The sequence below is a fragment of the Amycolatopsis sp. NBC_00348 genome (assembly GCF_036114655.1).
GTDB lineage: Bacteria > Actinomycetota > Actinomycetes > Mycobacteriales > Pseudonocardiaceae > Amycolatopsis.
Genome location: NZ_CP107994.1, coordinates 6,893,656 through 6,916,608 on the forward strand (window position 1 = coordinate 6,893,656; position 22,953 = coordinate 6,916,608).

Consider the following 22,953-nt stretch of genomic DNA (forward strand, 5'->3'; position numbering starts at 1 on the left):
GTTATCCTCGCGCGAGTCGCGACCGCCGCGTCGCGATGGTCTGTACCCCCACGAAGGGCATCTTGGTGAGCACTGAAGCAACTTCGGCGAACGTCGCCGACGTGTCGGGATCCGTTCTGTCCATCTCCGACCTGAGCGTCTCGTTCCCGACCGAGGACGGCGTCGTCGACGCGGTCAAGGGCATCGGGTTCGACGTCAAGCCCGGCGAGATCGTCGCCGTCGTCGGTGAGTCCGGGTCCGGCAAGTCCGTCACGTCGATGTCGGTGCTGGGCCTGCTGCCCAAGACCAGCCGCATCGCCGGCGAGCTCCGCCTGGGTGAGCGCAACCTGGCGGACCTCAAAGAGAAGGACATGCAGAAGATCCGCGGCAACCAGGTCGCGATGATCTTCCAGGAGCCGATGACGGCGCTGAACCCGGTCTACACGGTCGGCTGGCAGCTGCGCGAGGCCCTGCGGTCGCACCAGGACATCTCGAAGGCCGCCGCGGACAAGCGCGCGGTCGAGCTGATCGACATGGTCGGCATCCCGAACCCGGAGCAGCGGTTCAAGCAGTACCCGCACCAGCTCTCGGGCGGCCTGCGCCAGCGCGTCGTCATCGCCATGGCGATCGCCTGCGACCCGCAGGTCATCATCGCCGACGAGCCGACCACCGCGCTCGACGTCACCGTGCAGGCGGAGATCCTCGGCCTGCTGCGCAAGCTGCGCGACACCCTCGACACCGCGATCGTGCTGATCACGCACGACATGGGCGTCGTCGCCGACATGGCCGACCGCGTCATCGTGATGTACCAGGGCGAGATCGTCGAAGAGGCGCCGGTGCGCGACCTGTTCGCCTCGCCCAAGGAGGACTACACCCGCCGGCTGCTCGCCGCGGTGCCGGTCCTGGGCCAGCGCCCCGAGGGGCGTCGCCTGCTCGACACCGGGATCGACGCCGACAGCACCGAGGCGGCCAAGATCGCCGAGGACATCCGGCTGGCCGACGCCGAGCTGGAGGCCGTGATCGAAGAGGCCGCGCCGGCCCTGGAGATCAAGAACCTGGTCCTCGAGTACCCGGGCCGCCGCGGTCAGGGCAAGAACCGCGCGGTGGACGACGTCTCGCTGACCATCGCCAAGGGCGAGATCGTCGGCCTGGTGGGCGAGTCCGGCTCGGGCAAGTCGACCGTCGGCCGCTGCGCCGTCGGCCTGCTCCGGGCCACGCAGGGCACCATCGCGATCGCGGGCCGTGACATCACGACGATGTCCGCGAAGGACATCCGTCCGCTGCGCCGGTTCTTCTCGATCGTGTTCCAGGACCCGGCGTCCACACTGGACCCGAAGATGACGATCGGCGAGTCGATCGCCGAGCCGATGGTGCTGCACAAGGTGCTGGCCGGCAAGGAGCTCTCGGCCCGCGTGCGCTCGCTGCTCGACAAGGTCGAGCTGGGCGGGCACTACATGAACCGCTACCCGCACGAGCTCTCCGGCGGCCAGCGCCAGCGCGTCGCGATCGCCCGGGCGCTGTCGCTCGACCCGGCGCTGCTGATCGCCGACGAGCCGACGTCGGCGCTGGACGTGTCGGTGCAGGCCCGCGTGCTGGACCTGTTCCTCGACCTGCAGCAGTCGCTGCAGTTCGCGTGCCTGTTCATCAGCCACGACCTCGCCGTGGTCGACCTGCTGGCCGACCGCGTCGCGGTGATGCAGTACGGCAAGCTCGTCGAGGTCGGCACCCGTGACCAGGTGCTGCACTCGCCGCAGCAGGAGTACACCCGGCGCCTGCTGTCGGCGGCCCCGGTCGCCGACCCGGTGCTGCAGGCCGAGCGCCGCGCGGCCTGGGAAGCGGGCCGGCTGGCACCGGTCGCCGACTGACGCTCGCTGAGACAAGCTGAAGGCCGCCACCCGGCTCGGGTGGCGGCCTTCGGTGTTTCCGGGCCTTGTGGGGTCAGCCGACGCGGCTGCGGGGCCACAGGATGCCGATCGACGCGCGATGTGCGCACGTGCTGATCCCGTGTTGGCGCCCATGACGAAGCAGAGGAACCTGCCGGACTGCGCCGAAACGACCGCGGGGGTGACCGGAATCCGGTCACCCCCGCGGTGTGCGTTCAGGCCTTCATTCTCCGCTGTCGCGGGTCGAAGGCGTCTCGAAGGCCGTCACCGATGAAGTTGATCGTCAGTGAGATCAGCACGAGCACGATGAACGGCCCGAAGAACAGCGCCGGCCGCGTTTGCAGCTGGGCGTAGTTCTCCAGGATGACGCGGCCGAGCGAGGTGTCCGGCAGCTGGACACCGAGGCCGATGAACGACAGCGCGGCTTCCGCCAGCACGGCCTGCGCGACCGCGAGGGTCGCGTTGACCGTGATGCTGCCGACCATGTTCGGCACCAGGTGCTTGAAGATGATCCGGAACGTGCCGGCGCCCGAAGCGCGAGCCGCGTCCACGAACTCGCGCTGGGCCAGGGACATCGCCTCGGCCCGGGTGATCCGGGCGATCTGCATCCAGCCGAAGGCCGCCAGCACCAGCGCCACGATGTACCAGGCACCGCCGCCGAACACCTTGGCGAGGATGGCCGCCGCGGCGATCTGCGGGATGATCAGGAACAGGTCCGTGACGCGCGAGATCGCCGAGTCGGTGAAGCTGCGCAGGTAGCCCGCCAGTGCACCGAGGACGACGCCGACGAAGGTCGACAGGATCGACACCGTGAGCGCGATCAGCAGCGAGAACTGGGTGCCGCGCAGGATCTGCGACACCATGTCCTTGCCGACCTGCGTGGTGCCCAGCGGGAAGTCCCCGTTCGGCTTCGCGAAGGACGGGAAGGAGCTGTCCTCGTAGCTGTGCGGCCAGAAGATCGGCATCAGGATGCTGAGCACGATGATCAGGACCAGCACCGCGGTCGAGGCCATCGCCAGCTTGTGGTGCAGGAACTTGCGCAGGACCAGCTTGCCCTGGCTCCGCGGCTCGGGCAGGGCCTCCGGCGGCAGCGTGCCGTCGGCCGTCGCGGTTTCGCTCGCGAGAAGTGAGTTCAAGTCAGCCAACGCGAATCCTCGGGTCCAGGATGCCGTACATCAGGTCGGCGATCAGGTTGGCGACGACCACGCTGGAGGCGATGACCACGAGCCAGCCCATCAGCACCTGGGTGTCGTTTTTCGTGACGGCTTCCACCAGCAGCGTGCCCATGCCGTGCCAGTTGAACACCGTCTCGGTGATGATCGCCCCGGCGAGCACCGAGCCGAAGTTCACCGAGAACAGCGTGGTCACGGGGATCAGGGCGTTGCGGAACGCGTGCCGGAAGATGACCCGGCCGTTGGCCAGGCCCTTGGCGCGCGCGGTGCGCACGTAGTCCGAGCTCATGACCTCGAGCATCGAAGCCCGCTGGAAGCGGCTGTACGCGGCGAAGCTGATCGCCATGATCGAGAGGGTCGGCAGCAGGTACGCGCCGACCGTGCTGGTTATGAAGTCCCCGACGCCGTCGGTCTTCAGCTGCTCCGGGCTGATCGTGCGCAGCCATGGATTGCCGAGGACGTCGGACAGGCCCAGGTCCCGCACCCAGCCGTTGATCTCGATCGCGTAGCGCTTCAGCACGATCGCGACGCAGAAGATCGGCATCGAGAAGAGCAGGAAGGCCAGGGTGGTCGCGATGTAGTCGATGATCGAGTACTGCTTCACCGCGGCCAGCACACCGACGATGATGCCGATGATCAGCGCGAGGATCTCGGCTCCGACGACCAGCTTGAGCGTGACGGCGAACGCGGCCGTGACCTTGGGCGCGACCGGCGCGAGGGCGTTGCCCTGCGCGATCGAGGTGCCCCAGTCGCCGGTCAGGAAGTGCCCGAGCCAGGTGAAGTAGCGCGGGATGACGCCCTGGTCCAGCCCCAGCTTGTGGGAGAGCGCGTCGATCGCGTCCTTGCTCATCAGCGGGTTGTTGCGGATCTCGCCCAGCGGGTCACCGGTGGCGGCGACCATCACGAACGACAAGAAGGTCCCGACCAGCAGGACGGGAATCGATATCGCCAGACGGCGAAGGATGTAGATCACCAGGTTCAACGAACTGCTCCTCATCCGGGCCTGGTCGTCAGAAGTGCGCTGGACCGCTACCCGGTTGTCTACCGTAGTGGTGGTAACCCTACGGTCAACAGCTACTTCCGGTGGGTACCGGGGCCCGGCTCGTGGCCGGGCCCCGGTACCTCCCAGGTCATCTGGAGCGAGGGGAAAGAAGCGTCAGGGCGAGCCCCGTTACTTCTTCTCCCACTCGCCGGCGTTCCACAGGACACCGTTGTACGACTGCATGTACACGCGGTCGATGCCCTTGAACGCCCACATGGACGGCGTCTGGAACAGCGGCATGGTCGCGTACTTGTCCGCGATCGCCTTGTCCGCGGCCTGGTAGCTCTGCGTCTTGACGGTCTCGTCCGTGGCACTCACCGCGGTCTTGAACGCGTCGTCGATCTTCGGGTCGCAGAGGTTCTGGTAGTTCTGGTCGCCACCGTTGGTCGGGCAGACGTAGATCGACCGCGACTGCGACTTGAACGGAGCCGACGACCAGCCGAAGAGGGCGATGTCGTAGTCACCGGTCGAGACGCGGCCACCCTTGAGGAAGTTGGCGTCGGTCTCGTCCTTGACCTCGATACCGGCCGCCTTGGCCTGCGAGATGATGATCTCGACGGTCTGGCTGCGGCGCGCGTTCTGGTTGTGCGTGATCTTGAACGAAGCGCGCACGCCGCCCTTGGCGAAGATGCCGTCGCCGCCCTTGACCCAGCCCGCGTCGGTCAGCGTCTTGGCCGCCGCCTCGGCGCCCAGACCGGCCTTGCTGCCGTACAGGTCGGTGTAGCCCTCTTCACCCTGGAAGAACACGATCGAGTTCAGCGGGGCCGCGTCGGCCTGGACTTCCTTGAGCAGCTTGTCCGTGATCGCCTTGCGGTCGACCGACTCGAAGAACGCCTTGCGGAGCGCGTCGTCCTTGAACATGCGGTTGAACTGCAGGTCGAGGTGCTCGTAGGTCAGCTGGGGAGCCGAACCGTAGGTGACACCCTGAGCCGAGAGACCCTTCATCGTCTGGGCCGCGGTGGCGTCCGGCTGGGTCGACGCCGCGACGTCGATCTCACCGTTCTGCAGCGCGGTCGCCATGGCCTTGGTGTCTTCCATGGCCCGGACGATGATCTTGCTCGGGCCGCCCTTGCCGCCGGCCCAGTTCGGGTTCTTGACGAGCGTGACGGCCTTCTGGTTGGCGTCGAACGCGTCGATCATGTAGGGGCCGGACGCCGGCATGAGCGCCTTGTCGAAGCCCTTCCACTTGTTCGTCCAGAAGTCGCCGGCCTTGGTCACCAGGGCCGGGTCGCCGGTCGGCGCCAGCTTGGAGATGTCCGGGATGCCGGTCCCCTTCTCGAGGATGTGCGCCGGCAGCACCGCAACGCCGCTGAACAGGCCCTTGTAGTCGAGGTACGGCTCGATGTAGTCCGTCTCGAGGGTCAGGTCGTCCTTGCAGGTGGCGGTCTTGATCTTGTCGTAGCCGGTGGTCGAGGCGGCGTTGAACGGGTTCTTGCCGTCCGCGCCCTTCGCCTGGCCGCTCTGCGCGAGCCACGCCAGGTAGAAGTCCTTGCAGTTGTAGGCCTCGCCGTCGGACCACTTGAGGTTCGGCTTGATCTTGTACGTGACGACCTGGGGGTCCTTGGTCGTGACGTCGGCCGAGTCGAGGATGTCCTTGTTGAGCAGCACCTTGTTGTTGCCGTCGAGGACGAAGGAGTCTTCGATGACGGCGGTCAAGATGTACGTGTTGTACGAGCTGTTGGTGTCCGGGGTGTTGTTGTTGTACCCCGAATAGCCGTCGTCGATCCCGACCGTGACCGTGCCGTCCCAGCCCTTGACGTCCGCGAGCTTGAACGAGTCACCGGTCTCGGCCTTGCCGACAGCCATCGCCTTGACGTCGGTCGACGACCCGTTCGTGTCGGTGCTACCCGAGCCCGAATCACCACCGCTGCAGGCGCTCAGCAGCAGCGTGGCGCCTGCGACGAGCGACAAGGCGGAGACTGCTTTGGTTCTCCTCATGAAGTGTGCCCTCCTAGCACTGAGCCCTTGAATTGTGACAAGGACCCACACCGCTCCGGTTTGGGCCGGAGCCTACGACACGCCAAGCGACACTCAACTGGCGCACTGCGGGTGCACGCTAGAAAGGAAAAGCACCGACAGTCACCAGTTCAGGGTCGATCGTGACCAAAGGGTGACTTCCAGTGGACATCCAGAAATACGACGGTTACCTCATGGAATCAATGTCCCCCACCCGAAGGCGTCGGTAAAGATCACTCGGTAGTACTGAATGCGTAGCCGACTGATTACTTCGGGCCGCGAGTCCAGTTCACGGCCGACCCGAACGGGCCCACCATGGGGGGACCCGGTGTGACGCCCGAGATGCCCGAACCGATCGCCAGGGTGTCAGCCATCTGGAACAGCGGAATCACCACGTTCTGACGCCAAAGTTCAGGCTCAAGGGTGGTCAGGGCCTCGGCGATCGGCGTGGCGCCCGACAGCGCGGCGTCGATCGACGGCTGCAGCGCCGCGTCGCAGAAGCCCGCCGAATTGCCCGGAACGACCGGTTTCGTAGTGTCCGCCCCCGTCGCCGTCTGCTCGGGCCGGCAGCCGAAGGTCGACGCGAGGACCGACGCCGTGTCGCCGCCGACCGCCTGCGGCACGACCGCGATGTCGACACCGACGTTGCCCGCCGAGTCACCGGCCGGCTGCTGCACCCCGCCGACGACCGGCATCGCGAGCAGGCCGCTGAACAGGTCCCGCGGCTGCGGCGTGATCGCGTTGACCTCGATGCCCTGCGCGGCCAGCTCGCTGGTGAGCTCCTTGGCGATCGACGCGTACGGCTCCTGGGTGCCGGGCGAGGCGATGACCAGCGAAAGCGCCTTGCCGTTCTTGCGCCAAGTGCCCGCGGTCTTGGTGTAGCCGGCCGCCTTCAGCGACTCCTCGGCCTTCGCGACGTCGGGCGCGGTCGGCGGGCCGGGCGGGATCGTCGCGGTGTACCCGGCCACCGACGGCGCCTTCACCTGGGCGTCGGCGTGCAGCGCCGCCGACGGGCCGCCGTTGACGCCCTCCGTGATCAGCTTCGTGCGGTCCAGCAGGGCGGCGACCCCGGCCCGCACCTGCGCGTCCTGCAGCGTGGCGCTGACCGGCCGCAGCAGCACATCGGCGACGAGCGGCCGGGCCACGGTGTGCAGCTGGACGGCGGAGCCGAGCTCGCCGAGCAGCTTGAGCTCGTCGCCGGTGGTCCGGGCCAGCGCGAACTGGTCGTTGCCGCTGCGCAGCGCGGCCAGCAGGGTGTTCTGGTCCGACCGGCGCAGCACGATCCGGTCGATCGCCGCGGGCTTCTCCCAGTAGCGCTCGTTGCGCTCGAGGATCACCTCGCCGCGGGCGGTGTCGAGGCTCTTGATCGAGAACGGGCCGGCGATGGCCGGGAAGTTCGTGGCCAGGGCCCCGCGCCAGCCGTCGGGGGCGTCCTTGAGCAGGTGGGCGGGCAGCAGGTCCGAGAACAGCGTCTGCCAGCCGGGGTACGGCTTGGCGAAGGTGACCTCGACGCGCTTGCCGCCTTCGCGGGACTGCAGGTCGGTGATCTGCCGGTAGCCGGCCGGGCCGATCACGCCGGGCTGGTCGCGCATCTGGGTGCGCAGGTAGTCGAAGTCCTCGGCGGCGATGGGCGCGCCGTCGGACCAGGACGCGTCCGGCCGGATGTCGTAGGCGACGACGAACGGCTGCTGCGAGAGCACCGCGGCGGACTTCATGAGGTTCTTGTCGAGCAGGGTGGCGCCGTCGTCCTTCTGGCGGAACACCGAGGGCAGCAGCAGCTGCGAGAGCGCCGAGGTCACCTGCGAGGAGTCCGCGAGGTTGTGCGGGTTGTACCCGCCGAGCACGTCGTCGACGCCGACGACGATCTGCGACGGGGTCTTGCCGGTGGTCGAGGCCGGCGCCACCGACGACGACACGACCGGCGGTGGCGGGGTGTTCGAGCAAGCGGCGAGCACCACGGCCGCGAGTGCCAGTACCGGCCCCGCCTTGCGATTCACCCGCACGCCCAGTCCTTCCGGATTCTCCCCGATCGGGTCAGCCATGTTCCCATGACCACCACCGCCGCCGGAACCGAGATTCCCATACCCGGATCGGCCGGGTCCGGCGCCCCATCGTGGCGCTATGGAAAAGGACGCGCGGACCACCGTCCGGGTTCCCGGACCGTTCCGGAACGGCGGAACGAACACGGCCCGGACACGAGACGGCGCCGGGCGGAGGTGAACACCAGGCGGGACGCCTATAAAGATATAAGGAGAAGATACTCGAATTCGGTGACGCTGGGCCGGGGTGTTTCGGACACAGGGTCACCGCGCACGCGAAAAAGGGCCTCCCGGCAACTCGCCGGAAGGCCCTTTTCGCGTATCGGATCAGACGTTGTCGCGGCTCTTGGCGCGCGAGCGCTCCTTGGCCCGGGTGTTGATGTCCAGCGTGACCTTGCGGACGCGGACGACCTCCGGGGCCACCTCGACGCACTCGTCGACCGAGCAGAACTCCAGGGCCTCTTCCAGGCCCATCTTGCGCGGCCGGGCCAGCGTCTCCATCACGTCGGCGGAGGACTGACGCATGTTCGTCAGCTTCTTCTCCTTGGTGATGTTGATGTCGAGGTCCTCGAAGCGCGGGTTCTCGCCCACGACCATGCCCTCGTAGACGTCGGCGCCCGGCTCCACGAAGAACGAGCCGCGGTCGGCCAGCTGGATCATCGCGTACGCGGTGACCGGGCCGGTCCGGTCGGCGACCAGGGAGCCGCTGTGCCGGGTGCGGATCTCGCCCGCCCACGGGAAGTAGCCCTCGAACACGTGGTTCGCGATGCCGGTGCCGCGGGTCTCGGTGAGGAAGTCGGTGCGGAAGCTGATCAGGCCGCGCGACGGGAGCACGTAGACCAGCTTGATCCGGCCGGTGCCGTTGCCGCTCATGTCCTCCATGCGGCCCTTGCGGGACGCCAGGAGCTGCGTGATCGAGCCGAGGTGCTCTTCCGGCGAGTCGATGTAGAGGCGCTCGAACGGCTCGTGCAGCTTGCCGTCGATCGTGCGCAGGACCACCTGCGGCTTGCCGACGGTCAGCTCGAAGCCCTCACGCCGCATCTGCTCGACCAGGATGGCCAGCGCCAGCTCGCCACGGCCCTGGACCTCCCAGGTGTCGGGGCGCTCGGTCGGCAGCACGCGGATCGAGACGTTGCCGATCAGCTCGACGTCGAGGCGGGCCTTGACCAGCCGCGCGGTGACCTTGTCGCCGCCGTTGCGCCCGGCCAGCGGCGAGGTGTTGACGCCGATGGTCATCGAGATGGCGGGCTCGTCGACGGTGATCCGGGGCAGCGCCACCGGCGTCTCGGAGTCGGCGAGGGTGTCGCCGATCGTGATCTCGGGGATGCCGGCGATGGCGACCAGCTCGCCCGCGCTGGCCTCGGTCGCCGGGACGCGGGTGAGCGCCTCGGTGACCAGCAGCTCGGAGATCCGGACGTTCTGCACAGTGCCGTCTTCGCGCATCCAGGCCACGGTCTGGCCCTTGCGGAGCCGGCCGGCGTGGATGCGGATGAGCGCGATGCGGCCGAGGAAGTTCGACGCGTCGAGGTTCGTGACCAGGGCCTGCAGCGGCGCGTCCAGGTCTGCCGCGGGCGGCGGGACGTGGCGGAGCAGGGTGTCGAACAGCGGGTCGAGGTTCTCGCTGTCGGGCATGCCGCCGTCTTCGGGCTGCGCGAGGCTCGCCTTGCCGGCGCGCGCGGAGGCGTAGACGACCGGGAGGTCGAGGATGGCGTCGAGGTCGGCGTCCTCGATGTCGCCGGCCAGGTCCAGCAGCAGGTCGTGGGTCTCTTCGACGACCTCGGCGATCCGCGCGTCCGGCCGGTCGACCTTGTTGACCAGCAGGATCACCGGCAGCTTGGCCTCGAGGGTCTTGCGGAGCACGAAGCGGGTCTGCGGGAGCGGGCCCTCGCTGGCGTCGACCAGCAGGACGACGCCGTCGACCATCGCCAGGCCGCGCTCGACCTCACCGCCGAAGTCCGCGTGGCCGGGGGTGTCGATGACGTTGATCGTCACCGAGCCCTCGGGCGTCTCGCGGTGGATCGAGGTGTTCTTCGCCAGGATGGTGATGCCCTTTTCGCGCTCGAGCTCACCGGAGTCCATCACGCGGTCGACGAGCTCGGCGCGCTCGGCGAAAGCGCCCGACTGCCGGAGCATGGCGTCGACCAGAGTGGTCTTGCCGTGGTCGACGTGGGCGACGATCGCGACGTTGCGCAGGTCGGGCCGGGTCTTACCGGTCGGCCGGCCGGTTTCGACGGTAGCGCTGGCTGCGGGCACGCGAAGACTCCTGAACTTCAAAGGTGTGGGTGGCCGCGTAAGCCCGTCAGGCATCCTGTGACCGGCTCTGGTCACACGCGGACCTCACCAAGGATACCTGCACCCCCATTGTGAGGAGCCCCACGCCCCAAGATCGGTTAGGCTCTCCTAATCTGGAGGGCCGGACAGCGACGTCGATCCGAGGAGCGCAGGCGTGGGCAAGAAGCCGCCGGACGACCCCCGCAAGGTCGTGCGCAAGCTGATGAAAGCCGGCAAGGTCAAGAAGAAGTGCTGCCGGTCCAAGCCGCGGTGCAAGAAGTGCCCGGTGCTCGCGCTCAAGAAGGCGAAGCTCGACCTGGCGGCCTAACGGTTGATCGCCTCGTTGAGGTCCCGCAGCTCCGGCGCGGTCTTCGTCGGCGAGAACGGGATGACCTCGTACTTCGCGAGCTTCCGCACCGCGAACGGGTCGCTCGCCAGGATCGCGTCCAGCTTCCCCTGGGACATCGGGCGCGTGATGATCACGCCGCCGACGCGCGGCTTCCGCGCCCCGGACGCGAGGAAGAGCCCGCGGTCGTACTGCGCCTCCAGCCACGCCACGTGATCCGGCAGCGCCAGGTCGACTTCTTCGATCGGGGCGGTGTAGGTCAGCACGACGACGAACATGGTTACAACGGTAGACCCGCTCGGATATAGTCACCCTGTGCATGCGCAGACGTCCCAGTGGTGGCCGCCATCGGCGGCCCTCTGACCCTGCGCTGAAAACCAGCAGCGGCCGCCCCGGACGGGCGGCCTTTTTCGTGCCTTCGCCGGGGTGGTCCCCGTCGAAAAGGACCCACGATGAGCAAGCTGTCCGGGATCACCCCGTCCGGTCACGTCCACCTCGGCAACCACCTCGGGGCCGTCCGCCGCTGGGCCGCCGAGGGCGGCGCCGACGACCTCTACTTCGTCGCCGACCTGCACGGCATGACGACGTCGCACAACCCCGCCAAACTCCGATCCCTGGCGGGTGAGCAGCTCGCCGTCCTCATCGCCGCCGGCATCGACCCCGAGCGGGTGTTCGTCCAGTCCGACCTCGCCCGCGACTTGGGCGCGCTGACCTGGGTCCTGGAGTGCACCTGCAACTACGGCGAGGCGGCCCGGATGATCCAGTTCAAGGAGAAGTCCAAGGGCCAGGCCGGGGTGCGGCTGTCGCTGCTCACCTATCCGGTGCTGATGGCCGCCGACATCCTGCTGCAGGGCGCGAACGAGGTGCCGGTCGGCGAGGACCAGCGCCAGCACGTCGAGCTGGCCCGGACGCTGGCCAAGCGGTTCAACGGCACCTACGGCGACGTGTTCACCGTGCCCGAGGCCGTGCTCCCGCCCGCCGGGGCGCGGGTGAAGGACCTCACCGACCCGACGCGCAAGATGTCGAAGTCGACCCATGACGTCGCCGGCGTGGTGTTCGTGCTGGACGAGCCCGACCAGATCCGCCGCAAGATCCGCCGCGCGGTCACCGACGGCGGTTCGGTGCCGGTGCACGCGCCGGACACCCGGCCGGGCATGGCGAACCTGCTGGAGATCCTCGCGGCCTGCCAGGGCGGTTCACCGGCGGACCTGGCCGAGGAGTTCTCGTCGTACGGCCAGGTCAAGGACGCCGTCGCCGACGCGGTGATCGAGCAGCTGCGGCCGATCCGCGAACGCGCGTCGACGCTGCTCGGCGACGTCGCGGAGCTGGACCGCGTCCGCAAGGCGGGCGCGGCCCGGGCCGCCGAGCGCGGCTCGCACCGGCTGTCGGCGGCGTTGCGGATGATCGGCGCGAGTTGAAGAGCCGTGAAGGACTCCTTCCCGGCTCTTACGGCCGGTAAGGAGTCCTTCACGGCTTTAGGTCAGCAGCCGGCGGAAGGCCGGGAGCAGGATGCGGTCGGCGGGCAGCCAGTCGACGTCGTCGAGGTCGTCCGGGCCGAGCCACTGCACGGCCAGGTGTTCGACCGCGCGCGGTTCGTCCCCCGGCGAGACCAGCGAAGCCGCGTAGATCCGCAGGACCTTGTCCCCGGGCAGCGGGATCTCCTGCCCGACCCGCTCCCCGACCTCGATCACGACGTCCAGCTCCTCGCTGCACTCGCGAGCCAGGGCGAAGGCGTCGGACTCACCGTCTTCGACGCGCCCGCCGGGCAGCTCCCACTGCCCCGCGTGCCCGGGCGGCCAGGCCCGCTGCTGGGCCAGCAACTTCCCGTCGCGCACCAGGGCGGCACCCACGATCACACCGTTCACAGCCCCGGAATCTACCCGGAAGCCCGAACCCGAGCCGACCCGTGTCGCCCCTCCAGACACGCGAGCCGACCCCCCAGACACACGAACCGACCCTCCAGACACGTGTCGACCCTCCAAACACACGAGCCGACCGTCTGGGCACACGAACCGACCCTCCGGGCACGGAGGCCGACCGTCCAGGCACGCCGACCGACCTCCGCGAACGCAAGCCGTCCCCCCGAGGCGCGCCGTCCCACCAGCCGCGCGCATCAGTCGTGAGTGTTTAGGCGGGTTAGAACCGCCCTAAACACTCACGAGACCGGCGCCGCACGCCAGGTGACCTGGAACCGCGCTCCCCCGTCCGGGGACTCGCCCACCTGGACTCGCCCTCCACGACGGCGGACCGTCTCCGCGACCATCGCCAGCCCCAGGCCCGTGCCGCCGGTGATGCGGGCCCGGTCGTCGGACACCCGGTAGAAGCGGTCGAAGACCTTCTCGCGGTGCTCCGGTGCGATGCCCGGGCCGTCGTCGTCGACCACGACCCGCACCGACGAGCGTGACGCCAGCACCGACACCACGATCTCCCCGCGCGCGTAGCGGCACGCGTTCCGCAGCAGGTTGTCCAGCACCAGCTCGATCTCGCCGTGCGCCGCCCACGCCCAGGCCTGCGCGACCGCGTTGCTCACCCGCGTCTCCGGCGCGCCCGCCGGGAGCCGGCCGACCGCCGCGCGGACCTCGCTGACCAGCTCGACCGGCTCCGCGGGCGGCACCTCCCCCGCGTCCGAACGGGCCAGCGACAGCAGGCCATCGAGCAAGGACGAGAGCCGCTCGGCCTCCGTCAAGATGTCGCCCAGCGTCTCCTGGGACAGCTCCGGATCGGGGTTGGTGACGGCGACCTCGGCCTGGACGCGGATCGACGCGACCGGCGACCGCAGCTCGTGGGCCGCGTCGCCGGTGAAGCGCCGCAGCCGTTCGCTCGCCTGTTCCTGGCGCTCCAGCAGCGCGTTGAACTCCTCCGCCAGCGCGCGCAGCTCGTCGTGCGAGTCCGGCAACGGCAGCCGCGCGCCCGGCGGCAGTGCCCGCACCGTGCCGCGCATCCGCGCCACCGGGCGCAGCGCCAGGCGCACCACCAGCCACGTCGCCAGGCCCGCGACCAGCGCGCCGACCGACGCGACGACCACCAGCCACACCCCGCCGTAGTGCACCGCGGCGGAGAACCCGACCAGGCCCGCACCCGCGACGACCAGCCGTTGTGTCCCGTCCGGCGTGCTGACGACCGCGCCGAGGTAGCGGGCGCCGTCCTGCTGCACCGGTTGCCCGGCTTTGAGCAGCCCGACGTCGGCGCCGCTGAGCCCGCTCGGCGCGCCGCCGTCGACCGGTGTGCCCGAGATGTCGAGCACCCGGACCGTCACCGGGGCGGTAGTCGGCAGCGCGCGGCCCGCGCTCACCTCGGCACTGGCCGGGGCGAGCGCGCCCGTCAGCTCGCGGTCGACCGAGTCGATGAGCAACGGCGAGAGCTTGGCCGCGGCCAGCGCGGCGAGCCCGAGCAGGCAGCCCAGGGTGATCGTCGCGGCCAGCACGGTGATCCGGGCCTGCAGGGACCGCCCGCGCCACCAGGTCATCACGGGGTGATGACCTCGTCGATCTGCGCGTCGGAGGCCAGGTAGCCGTGCCCGCGCACGGTCCGCAGCAGCGCGCCGGCGCCGACGGCGTCGAGCTTGCGCCGCACGTACCCGACGTACACCTCGACGAGATTGCGCGTCACGGCCTGCTCCTCGCCCCAGACCGCGCGCAGCAGCTCGTCCTTGGTGACGACCGTGCCCGCGCGCCCGACGAGCACTTCGAGCAGCGCGAACTCGCGGGGGCTGAGCCCGACCTCCTCGCCGTTCCAGTGCACCTGACGCAGCCCGCGGTCGACCTCCAGCGCGCCGAGCCGCAGCGTGCCGCGGCTGGCGTCCGGCCCGGCGCGGCGCAGCGTCGCGCGGACCTGCGCCACCAGCACCACGAAGGAGAACGGCTTGACGAGGTAACCGTCGGCGCCCAGGTCCAGGCCGTCGGCCTGGTCGACCTCGCCGTCCTTGGCCGACACGAGCAGCACCGGCGTCGTGACGCCGTCCTTGCGCAGCCGCTCCAGCACGCGGTAACCGGACAAGCCGGGCAGCATGATGTCGAGCAGCACGACGTCGAACGAGCCGGTGCTCGCCAGCTGCAGCCCGCTGGGGCCGTCCGCGGCGGTGACCACGTCCATCCCCTCCGCGCGCAGCCCGCGTTGCAGTGCTTTCCGCACGCCCAGCTCGTCGTCGACCACCAGCACCCGAGGTTTCACGAGTCTCATCATGGCGGGTTTGCGCAGGTCCCGCGGGATCTCTCAGCACGATCTCAGCCGCGGAGGGAGAACCTTCAGGGGTATCTCAGCCTCGAGAGGGAAGCGTCGGTGCCGGGAGCCGAGCACACTTGAGCTCGGGAACACAGGGAGAGACGCATGAAGACGAAGACGAAGGGCATCACCGCGGCGGTCGTGGGCACCGCTCTCGGCGTCGGCGGGCTCGCGGTCATCGCGATGCCGGCCAGCGCCGACGACAAGCCGGCACTGCCGCAGGTGAGCGCCGAAGACCTGGTGCAGTCGGTCATGCAGGCGAAGCCGGGCGCGTTCGACGGCACGCTGAAGGTCAGCAACGACCTCGGCCTGCCGGCGGTGGGGAGCGCGATCCCGGGGGCGTCCGCGCTGAACATCGACTCGGCGCACATCTTCACCGACGGCGCGGGCAAGAGCCGGCTCGCCGTCACCCAGGGCACCGGCCAGGAGACCGTGGTCCACGACGGGACGACCGTCTGGGACTACAGCTCCAAGACCAACACCGCGACCAAGGTGACCATCCCGGCGGACGTGGCCAAGCAGAAGGGCGCGGGCAGCGAGAAGACGGCCGACCCGGTCGCGACCGCCACCGAGCTGCTGGCGAAGGTCCGCGAGAGCAGCACGGTGTCGGTCGACGGCACCGCGACCGTCGCCGACCGCCCGGCCTACGAGCTGGTCCTGACGCCGAAGCCGAGCGAGCGCACGCTGCTGCGTGAGATCCGCGTGGCCGTCGACTCGCAGACGCGGATGCCGCTGCGGGTTTCGGTGCTGAGCAACGGGACGACGTCGCCGGCGCTCGAGGTCGCGTTCAGCCAGATCGAGTTCACCCAGCAGCCGGCCGACCTCTTCACCTTCACCCCGCCGAAGGGCGCCAAGGTGCAGGAGAAGACGCCGACCGTCGACCAGAAGGACAAGGACCTCGCCGAGCAGGCGAAGCAGGCCACCAAGGTCGTCGGCGACGGCTGGGACACCGTCATCACCGGCACGATCCCGGCCGACGCGCTGAACGCGGCGCCGAAGCAGCAGGGTGACCGCCAGGGCCGCAATGCCGACCCGCAGGCCCTGCTCGACCGGTTCACCAAGAAGGTCAGCGGCACCTGGGGCAGCGGCCACCTCATCACCACGAAGGTGGGCAGCGCGATCCTGACCGACGACGGCCGGTTCGCCGCCGGTGCGGTGCCGGAGCAGGTCCTGTACGAAGCGCTGGGTCAGAAGTGACCAGTACGACTGTCGAGTCCGGGGCGGACGTCTCCACGGAGACGTCCGCCCCGGCGGTTCCCCTGGCCGCGCGCACCAGGGGGCTGCGCAAGGTCTACCGCGGCACGGTCGCGGTGGACCACGTCGACCTCGACATCCCCGAAGGCGCGGTCGTCGGGATGCTCGGGCCGAACGGCTCTGGCAAGACGACCACCATCCGGATGCTGCTGGGCCTGGTGCGCCCGACCGAGGGCGAGGTCGAGCTGCTCGGCCGCAAGATGCCCGACGCCGCCGCGCACGCGCTGCCGGACGTCGGCGCGCTGGTCGAGGGGCCGGGCTTCCACCCGTTCCTCTCCGGCCGCGACAACCTGCTGCGCTTCGCCGCGGCCGAACCGCGGCTGGCGTCGTCCGGGATCCCGTTCGCGGTCGACTCCGCGATCGAACGCGTCGGGCTGAGCGTCGCCGCGCGACGGCGGTACAAGGGCTACTCGCTCGGCATGAAGCAACGGCTCGGGCTCGCTTCGGCGTTGCTCGTGCCGCGGAAGATGGTCGTGCTCGACGAGCCGACCAACGGCCTCGACCCTGCTGGTACCAGGGAGATCCGCAGGATCGTGGCCGAGCTGCACGCCGAGGGCGTCACCGTGCTGGTGTCGTCGCACCTGCTGGCCGAGGTGGAGGCGACCTGCACGCACGTCGCCGTGCTGCAGGCCGGGAACGTCGTCGCGCAGGGCGAGCTGGCGGAGCTGCTGGAGTCCGGGAACGCGGCCCTGCTGGTCCGCACGCCGGACGCCGAGCAGGCCGTGGAAGTGCTGCGGGAGAACCGGATCGGCGCGCGGCTGACGCCGGACGGGATCCGCGCCGACCTCACGGCCACCGAGGCGCCGCGGGTGCTGCAGGTCCTGGTGGGCGCGGGGGTCGCGGTCCACGAGGCGACGCGGGCGCGCACCGGCCTGGAAGACCTGTTCGCGCGACTGACGGAGGGGGCGGAATGACCGCGGTTCTCGAGGCACCGGCGGTCCGCACGGGCCACGACTCGGTGCCGCTGCCCCGGCTGCTGGCCGCGGAGCTGCGCTGGATCTTCCGGCGGCCGCGCACGCTCGCCGTGCTGGGCCTGCTGGCGCTGATCCCAGTGGTGATCGGCATCGGCCTGACGCTGGTGAGCGAAGACGCGCAGTCCGGCGGCGGCCCGGACGACGGCGGCGGCGCACTGCTGGCGTCCGCCGTCAACAACGCCTTCGTGCTGCCGATCGCGGCGATCGTGATGACGCTGACCCTGCTCCTGCCGCTGGCCTCGGCCATGGCGGGCGCGGACGCGATCGCGGGCGAGACGTCCCACGGAACCCTGCGCGGCTGGCTGATCGCCCCGGTCGGCCGCGGCCGGCTGCTGGCGGTCAAGGCGTTCGGCGTCGCGACGGTGTCGGTGGTTTCGGTGCTGGCGATGTGTTTCACGGGCGTGGTGACCGGCCTGATCATCAACGGCACGGACTCGCTGTTCACGCTGTCGGGAACCACGTTGTCGGTGGGCGGCGCACTGGCCAGGATCCTGCTGGTCGCGGGCTGGGTGGTGCTGCAGCTGTGGGCGGTCGGCGCGGTGGCGCTGGCGATCTCCAGCTGGACGGAACACCCGATGCTGGTGGTGGCGTCCGTACTGGCGGCGGACATCGTGTTCACGATCCTGGGGTTCTTGACGTCGCTGGACTGGCTGCATCCGTTCTTGTTGACGCAGAACTGGTCGCTGGCCCCGGCAGAGGTGCTGCAGGACCCGATGGGCACACAGATGCTGGGCGAAGGCGCGTTGCGCGCGGGGTGCTACATCGTGATCGGGCTGTCGCTGGCCTACGCACGGTTGTCCACCCGCGACGGCTGACCCGTCGTGAGTGTTTAGGGCGGTTAGAACCGCCCTGAACACTCACGACAAGCCGACCAGCGCCACGCCGTCCGGGTCCAGCTCCAGCCGGACCTCGTCCCCCGCCCGGAAGTCCGTCGCCGCCGGGGCGACCGCGTCCACAGTGGACTCCGCCAGCCGGACCACCAGCCGCACGTGCTCGCGGCGGTGGACCGCCGCCACGACCTCGCCCGCGACACCTGAGCCGGCCACCCGCAGCGCGTGGGGGCGCAACCCCAGCCGCACCGGTCCGTCGGCGGCGTCCGGCGCCGGCACGTCGCCTAGCGGAGTCCGGACCACGCCACCCGTCGCAACCCCCTCGACGAACGACGTCACTCCCAGGAAACGGGCCACGTCGTCGTCCAGCGGGTTGCGCCACACGCGACGGACCGCGCCCTCCTGTCGCACCTCGCCGGCGTCGAGCACCGCGACCCGGTCGGCCAGGGTGAACGCCTCCTCCTGGTCGTGCGTCACCAGCAACGCCGTGATCTTGCTGCGCCGCAACAGGTCCGCCAGATCGATGGCCAGCTGCTCGCGCAACCCGGCGTCCAAACCGGACAGTGGCTCGTCCAGCAACAGCAGCCGCGGCTCCGGCGCCAGCGCGCGGGCCAGCGCGACCCGCTGCGCCTGGCCGCCCGACAGCTCCGTCACCCGACGGCGCTCGAAGCCGGACAGGCCGACCAGCTCCAGCAGCTCGGCGACGCGCCCCGCCCACGCGGCCCGCGGGACGCCGTGCATCCGCAGGCCGAACGCGATGTTCGCGGCGACGTCGCGGTGGCCGAACAGCTGGCCGTCCTGGAACACCAAGCCGAAGCCGCGGCGGTGCACCGGGACCGCGCCGAGGTCCTCGCCGTCCCAGCTGACCGTGCCGCGGGCCGACGGCTCCAGCCCGGTGATCGCGCGCAGCAGCGTCGACTTGCCCGAGCCGGACGGGCCGAGCAGCGCCAGTACCTCGCCGTCGGCGATGTCCAGCCGGGCGTCGCGCACCGCGACGAACGATCCATAATGGACAGTCAGGTCCCGCACCGACAACGCCATCAGAACTCTCCCACCCGGCCGCGCGCGGCCCCGAGCCGGTCGATCAGCGCGACCGCCAGCACCGTCACGAGCATCAGCAACGCGCACGCGGCGTACGCCATTTGGTTGTTCAGCTCCCCCGGGCGCCCCATCAGCGACGCGATCGCGACCGGCAGCGTCGGCGACGTCGGCCGCGCCAGGAAGCTCGTCGCGCCGAACTCGCCGAGCGCCACGACGAACCCGAACCCCGCCGCCGCGACCAGCGGCCGCAGCGTCAGCGGCAGGTCGATCTCCCGCCACACCCCCAGCGGGCTCGCGCCGAGCGTCGACGCGGCCTGTCGCAGCCGGACGTCGACCGAGCGCAGCACCGGCAGCACCATCCGCACGATCAGCGGGATGATCACCAGCGCCTGCGCGAGCGGCACCAGGTAGGGCGACGTTCGCAGGTCGCCGGGCAGCGCGTCGAGCGTCACGAGGTACCCGAACCCGACGGTCACCGCGGACACCCCGAGCGGCAGCATCAGCGCGGCGTCGAGCGTCTCGCCGAGCCCGCGCGCGGCCCGCGCCGGCGACCGGCGCAGCGCCACCAGCACCACCGACGCGAGCACGCCGACGACCAGCGCCAGCAGCGTCGCGTCGATCGCCACCTTCAGCGAGTTCAGCGCGGCGTCCCAGCCGGACACCTGCAGCGCGCCCTTCTCGCCGGTGCCCGCGAGCGCGCGGTACCCCGCGAGGCTCCAACCGTCCGAAGTGGACACCGACTCGGCGAGCAGCGCGACGATCGGCGTCAGCAGCAGGGCCAGCACGACGCCCGCCGCGCCGACGACCCACCACTCACCACCGCGAGGGCGTCGCGCGGCGCCGGAACCGATCCTGGCGCCTTCCTTGCGCCGCCGCGCCAGCCCGCCGACGACCAGCGCCGCGACGACCGCCGCGAACTGGATCAGCGAAAGCGCCGACGCTCCGGAGAGGTCGAGCAGGTCGACCGTCCGGAGGTAGATCTCGGTTTCCAGGGTCCGGTACCGCGCGCCGCCGAGGATCAGCACGACACCGAAACTGGTGGCGCAGAACAGGAAAACGACAGCCGCGGCGGACGCGATCGCGGGCGCCAGCGCCGGCAGCGTCACCGACCGGAACGCACGCCACGGTGACGCGCCGAGCGCCCGCGCGGCGTCGGACGTCCGCGAGTCCAGCCGCGCCCAGAGTCCGGCGACGGTCCGCGCGACGACGGCGACGTTGAAGAACGCGTTGGCCAGCACGATCGGCAGCACCCCGCCGTCCGGCCACAGCGCCCGGAACGCCAGCCCGACCACCACGGTCGGCAGCACGAACGGCACGAGCACCAGCGTCCGCGCCAAGCCGACGCCGGGCAGCCGCACCCGGGAAAGCAGGAACGCCACCGGCATCCCGGCCAGCACCGCGACGACCGTCGAGCCCGCCGCGGTGGCCACCGTGAAGCCCGCCAGCCGCCACGTCTGCGGGTCGCCCAGCACGACGTCGAGCCCGCCCGCGGCGAACCCGCGGCCGACGATCGCCAGCACCGGCCAGGCGAAGAACACCACCAGGAAACCGATCGGGGCCAGCCCGAGCAGCGCCAGGCCGATGCCGCGTGCGGTCCGCGGTGGCGCTACGACCACTGCTTTCCGGGGGCTCCGGGTGGCGGAGCCCCCGGCCCGGGGCGGAGGCCCGGACGTCACTGCACGAGCGCGCGCCATTCGCCGATCCACTTCTCACGCCCGGCCTGCACCTGGTCCGCGGTCAGCGCCTGCGGCTTCTGCGGCAGCGGCGCGACCTGCGCCCAGCCCGCCGGCAGGTCGACGCCCTGGCGCGCCGGGTAGACGTACATGTTGGCCGCCACGGTCGCCTGGAACTGCTGCGAAAGCAGGAAGTCGACGACCTTGCGCGCGTTCTCCTCCTGCTTGCCGCCGGCCAGCACCCCGGCGTACTCGACCTGCCGGTAGCAGGTGTCGAGCAGCGCCTTCGTCCGCGGCTTCCCGTCGTCGCCCACCTCGGCGGCCGGCGACGACGCGTACGAGACGACGATCGGCCGCGGCCCCTTGCCGGAGGAGCCCGAGAACTCCTTCGTGTAGGCCTCTTCCCAGCCGCTGACCACCTTGAGGCCGTTGGCCTTCAGCTTGGTCCAGTAGTCCTTCCAGCCGGCCTCGCCGTACTTCGCGACGGTGCCGAGCAGGAACGCGAGCCCGGGCGACGCCGTCGCCGGGTCCTCGGCGACCAGCAGGTCCTTGTACTTCGGGTCGGCCAGGTCGTCGTACGACTCCGGCGCCGGGATCCCCTTGGCCGTGAAGTAGTTCGTGTCGACGTTGACGCAGACGTCGCCGACGTCGACCGCCGAGAGCCGGTGCTCCGGGTCGACGGCGTAGCGCTGCGGCCCGCGGTCGGCCTCCGGGCTGGTGTACGGCTCGAAGACGCCCTCGGCGAGCGCGCGCGAGGCGAAGGTCGAGTCGACGCCGTACGCGACATCGCCGACCGGGTTCGCCTTGGTGAGCACGAGCTTGTTGGTCAGCGAACCGGCGTCGCCCTGCTTGAGCACGGAGATCTTGATGCCCGACTGCTGCTGGAAGGCGTCGAGCACCTCCTGCGGCGCCAGGAAGGAGTCGTGCGTCACCAGGGTGACGGTGGGCGTCTGCTTCGCGTCACCGGACCCGTCCGACAGCGAACACGCCGCTGTGACGACGCTGACGACGGCGATGGCCGTCGCGGCGCGAACAGCACTGCGTTTCATCTACCCTCCTGCACTTCGCCGGACGAGGAGGGAAAGCCCTCCCTTCGCCGGCATGATCCGGGATCAGGTGCTAACGGTCGCGGGTCACCCCGCCTCTCAGCCCGGCTCACCGGACTCCCGTGGCAACCGTGCACCTTAGTCCAGGACGTTGGACGATGGAGCCATGACGGAAATCTTGAGCGACGACGAGGCCGACCGGGCCCTGCTCCACGGCTGGGTCCGCACGGGCAAGGTCATCCGGCGCGAGGTGGAGCTGCCGAGCTTCCCGAAGGCGATCGAGGTGGTGGACCGCGTCGCGGTGCTCGCCGAGGCCGCCGACCACCACCCGGACATCGACATCCGCTGGCGCACGCTGACCTTCCACCTCAGCACGCATTCGGCGGGTGGGCTGACGAAGAAGGACTTCGCGCTGGCCAAGCAGATCAACGAGACCCTCGACGGACTGTGATCCCGGCTACTCTGAGTGCACGAAAGCCCGCGTTCGGCGTCTCTCGGTAAAGGACTTCGCACCGAGAGGCAGATATGACGCAGGCGATCGTAGTGGGCACAGTGGCATTCGCGACGATGGTGGCCGCGGCCGGCGGGGTGCTCTGGTTCACCGTCCGCAGCCACCGTCACTCGGACGGCTGAGTGCCGTTTCCGCTGGTCAGCGGCATGATCGGGTGAGCTTCGTCACAGCTGCTAACACTCGGCATGGTCAACGCGCTGAACCCGCGGAAGCATCGGCCCGCTCGTAGGGAAAACGCCATGAACAGCACCCCCGCCACCGCCGCCCTGACCGCCACCCAGCGCGCCTGGATCAACGCCCTCGCGACCGCCGTCGTGCTGATCACGATCGCGCTGATGGGCCTCCTCGGCTAGTCCGCCCGGTCGTAGGCCTGCCGGGCTTCTCGCAGGCTCGGCAGGTACTTCTCCGCCCATTCGCGGCAGCGGTCCATGGGCTCGAACAGGGTCCGGCCCAAGTCCGTCAGCGCGTACTCGACGCGCGGCGGGTTCTCGTCGTAGGTCTTGCGGGTGATCATCCCGTCGCGCTCCAGGGACCGCAGCGTCTCGGTGAGCACCTTCGGGCTGACGTTCCGGAGCGGCACGCGCAGCTCGGAGAAGCGGCGCGGCCCGTCTTTGAGGCAGAAGACGACCATGCCGCCCCACTTGTCCCCGATCCGGAACGGCGTGTCGGCCGACGGGCATTGCGGCGCGAAGAGATCAGCGGTCAGCGGCTCCAC

Annotated in this window: 20 protein-coding genes and 1 riboswitch; of the genes, 7 read left to right on the forward strand and 13 right to left on the reverse strand. The window is 70.2% G+C overall.

The window, feature by feature from the left end; genetic code table 11:
• The first annotated feature begins 65 nt into the window (after nt 1-65).
• Nucleotides 66-1,844 (forward strand): ABC transporter ATP-binding protein, encoded by a 1,779-nt coding sequence (locus OHS58_RS30010; protein ID WP_326944306.1) that lies wholly within the window; start codon nt 66-68, stop codon nt 1,842-1,844.
• Nucleotides 1,845-2,077: 233 nt separating this feature from the next.
• Here OHS58_RS30010 and OHS58_RS30015 read toward each other — a convergent pair whose 3' ends face one another.
• The 5 genes from OHS58_RS30015 to typA all read right to left on the reverse strand — a co-directional run bounded on the left by OHS58_RS30015 (nt 2,078) and on the right by typA (nt 10,324).
• Nucleotides 2,078-3,007 (reverse strand): ABC transporter permease, encoded by a 930-nt coding sequence (locus tag OHS58_RS30015; protein ID WP_328644763.1) that lies wholly within the window; start codon nt 3,005-3,007, stop codon nt 2,078-2,080.
• The gene (locus OHS58_RS30020) at nt 3,000-4,016 is read right to left on the reverse strand and encodes an ABC transporter permease (RefSeq protein WP_247057550.1); all 1,017 of its coding nucleotides are present in this window, start codon (nt 4,014-4,016) and stop codon (nt 3,000-3,002) included. Before OHS58_RS30020 ends, OHS58_RS30015 begins: the two co-directional genes overlap by 8 nt.
• 189 nt (nt 4,017-4,205) lie before the next feature.
• Nucleotides 4,206-6,014: an ABC transporter family substrate-binding protein gene (locus tag OHS58_RS30025; RefSeq protein WP_328644764.1), complete on the reverse strand. Its 1,809-nt coding sequence runs from the start codon at nt 6,012-6,014 to the stop codon at nt 4,206-4,208.
• A 284-nt stretch (nt 6,015-6,298) separates the two neighbouring features.
• A complete protein-coding gene (locus tag OHS58_RS30030) occupies nt 6,299-8,035 on the reverse strand; it encodes an ABC transporter family substrate-binding protein (protein WP_326951659.1) in 1,737 nt (578 codons plus the stop codon).
• A 363-nt stretch (nt 8,036-8,398) separates the two neighbouring features.
• Nucleotides 8,399-10,324 carry a translational GTPase TypA gene (gene typA, locus OHS58_RS30035; protein ID WP_326944309.1) on the reverse strand — a complete coding sequence of 642 codons (1,926 nt, stop codon included), beginning with the start codon at nt 10,322-10,324 and terminating at the stop codon, nt 8,399-8,401.
• 193 nt (nt 10,325-10,517) lie between these two features.
• On the opposite strand from typA, the gene OHS58_RS30040 reads away from it, so the two are divergent.
• Nucleotides 10,518-10,670 (forward strand): hypothetical protein, encoded by a 153-nt coding sequence (locus OHS58_RS30040; RefSeq protein ID WP_247057556.1) that lies wholly within the window; start codon nt 10,518-10,520, stop codon nt 10,668-10,670.
• Here OHS58_RS30040 and OHS58_RS30045 read toward each other — a convergent pair.
• A complete protein-coding gene (locus tag OHS58_RS30045) occupies nt 10,667-10,966 on the reverse strand; it encodes a YciI family protein (protein WP_247057558.1) in 300 nt (99 codons plus the stop codon). The two genes, OHS58_RS30040 and OHS58_RS30045, sit on opposite strands and share 4 nt — an antisense overlap.
• Nucleotides 10,967-11,140: 174 nt before the next feature.
• Here OHS58_RS30045 and trpS point away from each other — a divergent pair, with 174 nt between their 5' ends.
• Entirely contained in the window at nt 11,141-12,106 is a 966-nt protein-coding gene (gene trpS / locus OHS58_RS30050) for a tryptophan--tRNA ligase (protein ID WP_326944310.1), read from the forward strand.
• Nucleotides 12,107-12,163: 57 nt separating this feature from the next.
• Here the strand turns inward: trpS and OHS58_RS30055 are convergent, their stop codons facing one another.
• From OHS58_RS30055 to OHS58_RS30065, 3 genes are all read right to left on the reverse strand, one after another.
• Entirely contained in the window at nt 12,164-12,553 is a 390-nt protein-coding gene (locus OHS58_RS30055) for a (deoxy)nucleoside triphosphate pyrophosphohydrolase (protein ID WP_247057562.1), read from the reverse strand.
• 290 nt (nt 12,554-12,843) lie between these two features.
• On the reverse strand, nt 12,844-14,154 hold the full coding sequence (locus OHS58_RS30060) for a sensor histidine kinase (RefSeq protein WP_328644765.1): 1,311 nt from the start codon (nt 14,152-14,154) through the stop codon (nt 12,844-12,846).
• Entirely contained in the window at nt 14,154-14,870 is a 717-nt protein-coding gene (locus OHS58_RS30065; RefSeq protein WP_326944312.1) for a response regulator transcription factor, read from the reverse strand. The genes OHS58_RS30060 and OHS58_RS30065 overlap by 1 nt, the downstream gene beginning before the upstream one ends.
• A gap of 144 nt (nt 14,871-15,014) precedes the next feature.
• Between OHS58_RS30065 and OHS58_RS30070 the strand changes: the two genes are divergently transcribed.
• The 3 genes from OHS58_RS30070 to OHS58_RS30080 are packed head-to-tail and all read left to right on the forward strand — an operon-like array spanning nt 15,015 to nt 17,952.
• Nucleotides 15,015-16,106 carry a LolA family protein gene (locus OHS58_RS30070; protein WP_247057569.1) on the forward strand — a complete coding sequence of 364 codons (1,092 nt, stop codon included), beginning with the start codon at nt 15,015-15,017 and terminating at the stop codon, nt 16,104-16,106.
• Nucleotides 16,103-17,077: an ABC transporter ATP-binding protein gene (locus tag OHS58_RS30075; RefSeq protein ID WP_326944313.1), complete on the forward strand. Its 975-nt coding sequence runs from the start codon at nt 16,103-16,105 to the stop codon at nt 17,075-17,077. Before OHS58_RS30070 ends, OHS58_RS30075 begins: the two co-directional genes overlap by 4 nt.
• Nucleotides 17,074-17,952, forward strand: coding sequence for an ABC transporter permease (locus tag OHS58_RS30080; RefSeq protein ID WP_247057573.1), 879 nt, complete (start codon nt 17,074-17,076; stop codon nt 17,950-17,952). Before OHS58_RS30075 ends, OHS58_RS30080 begins: the two co-directional genes overlap by 4 nt.
• A gap of 42 nt (nt 17,953-17,994) precedes the next feature.
• On the opposite strand, the gene OHS58_RS30085 is transcribed toward OHS58_RS30080, so the two are convergent.
• From OHS58_RS30085 to OHS58_RS30095, 3 genes are all read right to left on the reverse strand, one after another.
• Nucleotides 17,995-19,008 (reverse strand): ABC transporter ATP-binding protein, encoded by a 1,014-nt coding sequence (locus OHS58_RS30085; protein ID WP_328644766.1) that lies wholly within the window; start codon nt 19,006-19,008, stop codon nt 17,995-17,997.
• Nucleotides 19,008-20,570, reverse strand: a complete 1,563-nt coding sequence (locus OHS58_RS30090; RefSeq protein WP_328649880.1) for an ABC transporter permease — start codon at nt 20,568-20,570, stop codon at nt 19,008-19,010. The genes OHS58_RS30085 and OHS58_RS30090 overlap by 1 nt, the downstream gene beginning before the upstream one ends.
• 110 nt (nt 20,571-20,680) lie before the next feature.
• On the reverse strand, nt 20,681-21,730 hold the full coding sequence (locus tag OHS58_RS30095; protein ID WP_326944316.1) for a thiamine ABC transporter substrate-binding protein: 1,050 nt from the start codon (nt 21,728-21,730) through the stop codon (nt 20,681-20,683).
• A gap of 21 nt (nt 21,731-21,751) precedes the next feature.
• Nucleotides 21,752-21,861, reverse strand: a riboswitch (TPP riboswitch).
• A gap of 32 nt (nt 21,862-21,893) precedes the next feature.
• Between OHS58_RS30095 and OHS58_RS30100 the strand changes: the two genes are divergently transcribed.
• A complete protein-coding gene (locus tag OHS58_RS30100) occupies nt 21,894-22,178 on the forward strand; it encodes a 4a-hydroxytetrahydrobiopterin dehydratase (protein WP_326944317.1) in 285 nt (94 codons plus the stop codon).
• 409 nt (nt 22,179-22,587) lie between these two features.
• On the opposite strand, the gene OHS58_RS30105 is transcribed toward OHS58_RS30100, so the two are convergent.
• Nucleotides 22,588-22,953, reverse strand: a complete 366-nt coding sequence (locus OHS58_RS30105) for a winged helix-turn-helix transcriptional regulator (RefSeq protein ID WP_328644767.1) — start codon at nt 22,951-22,953, stop codon at nt 22,588-22,590.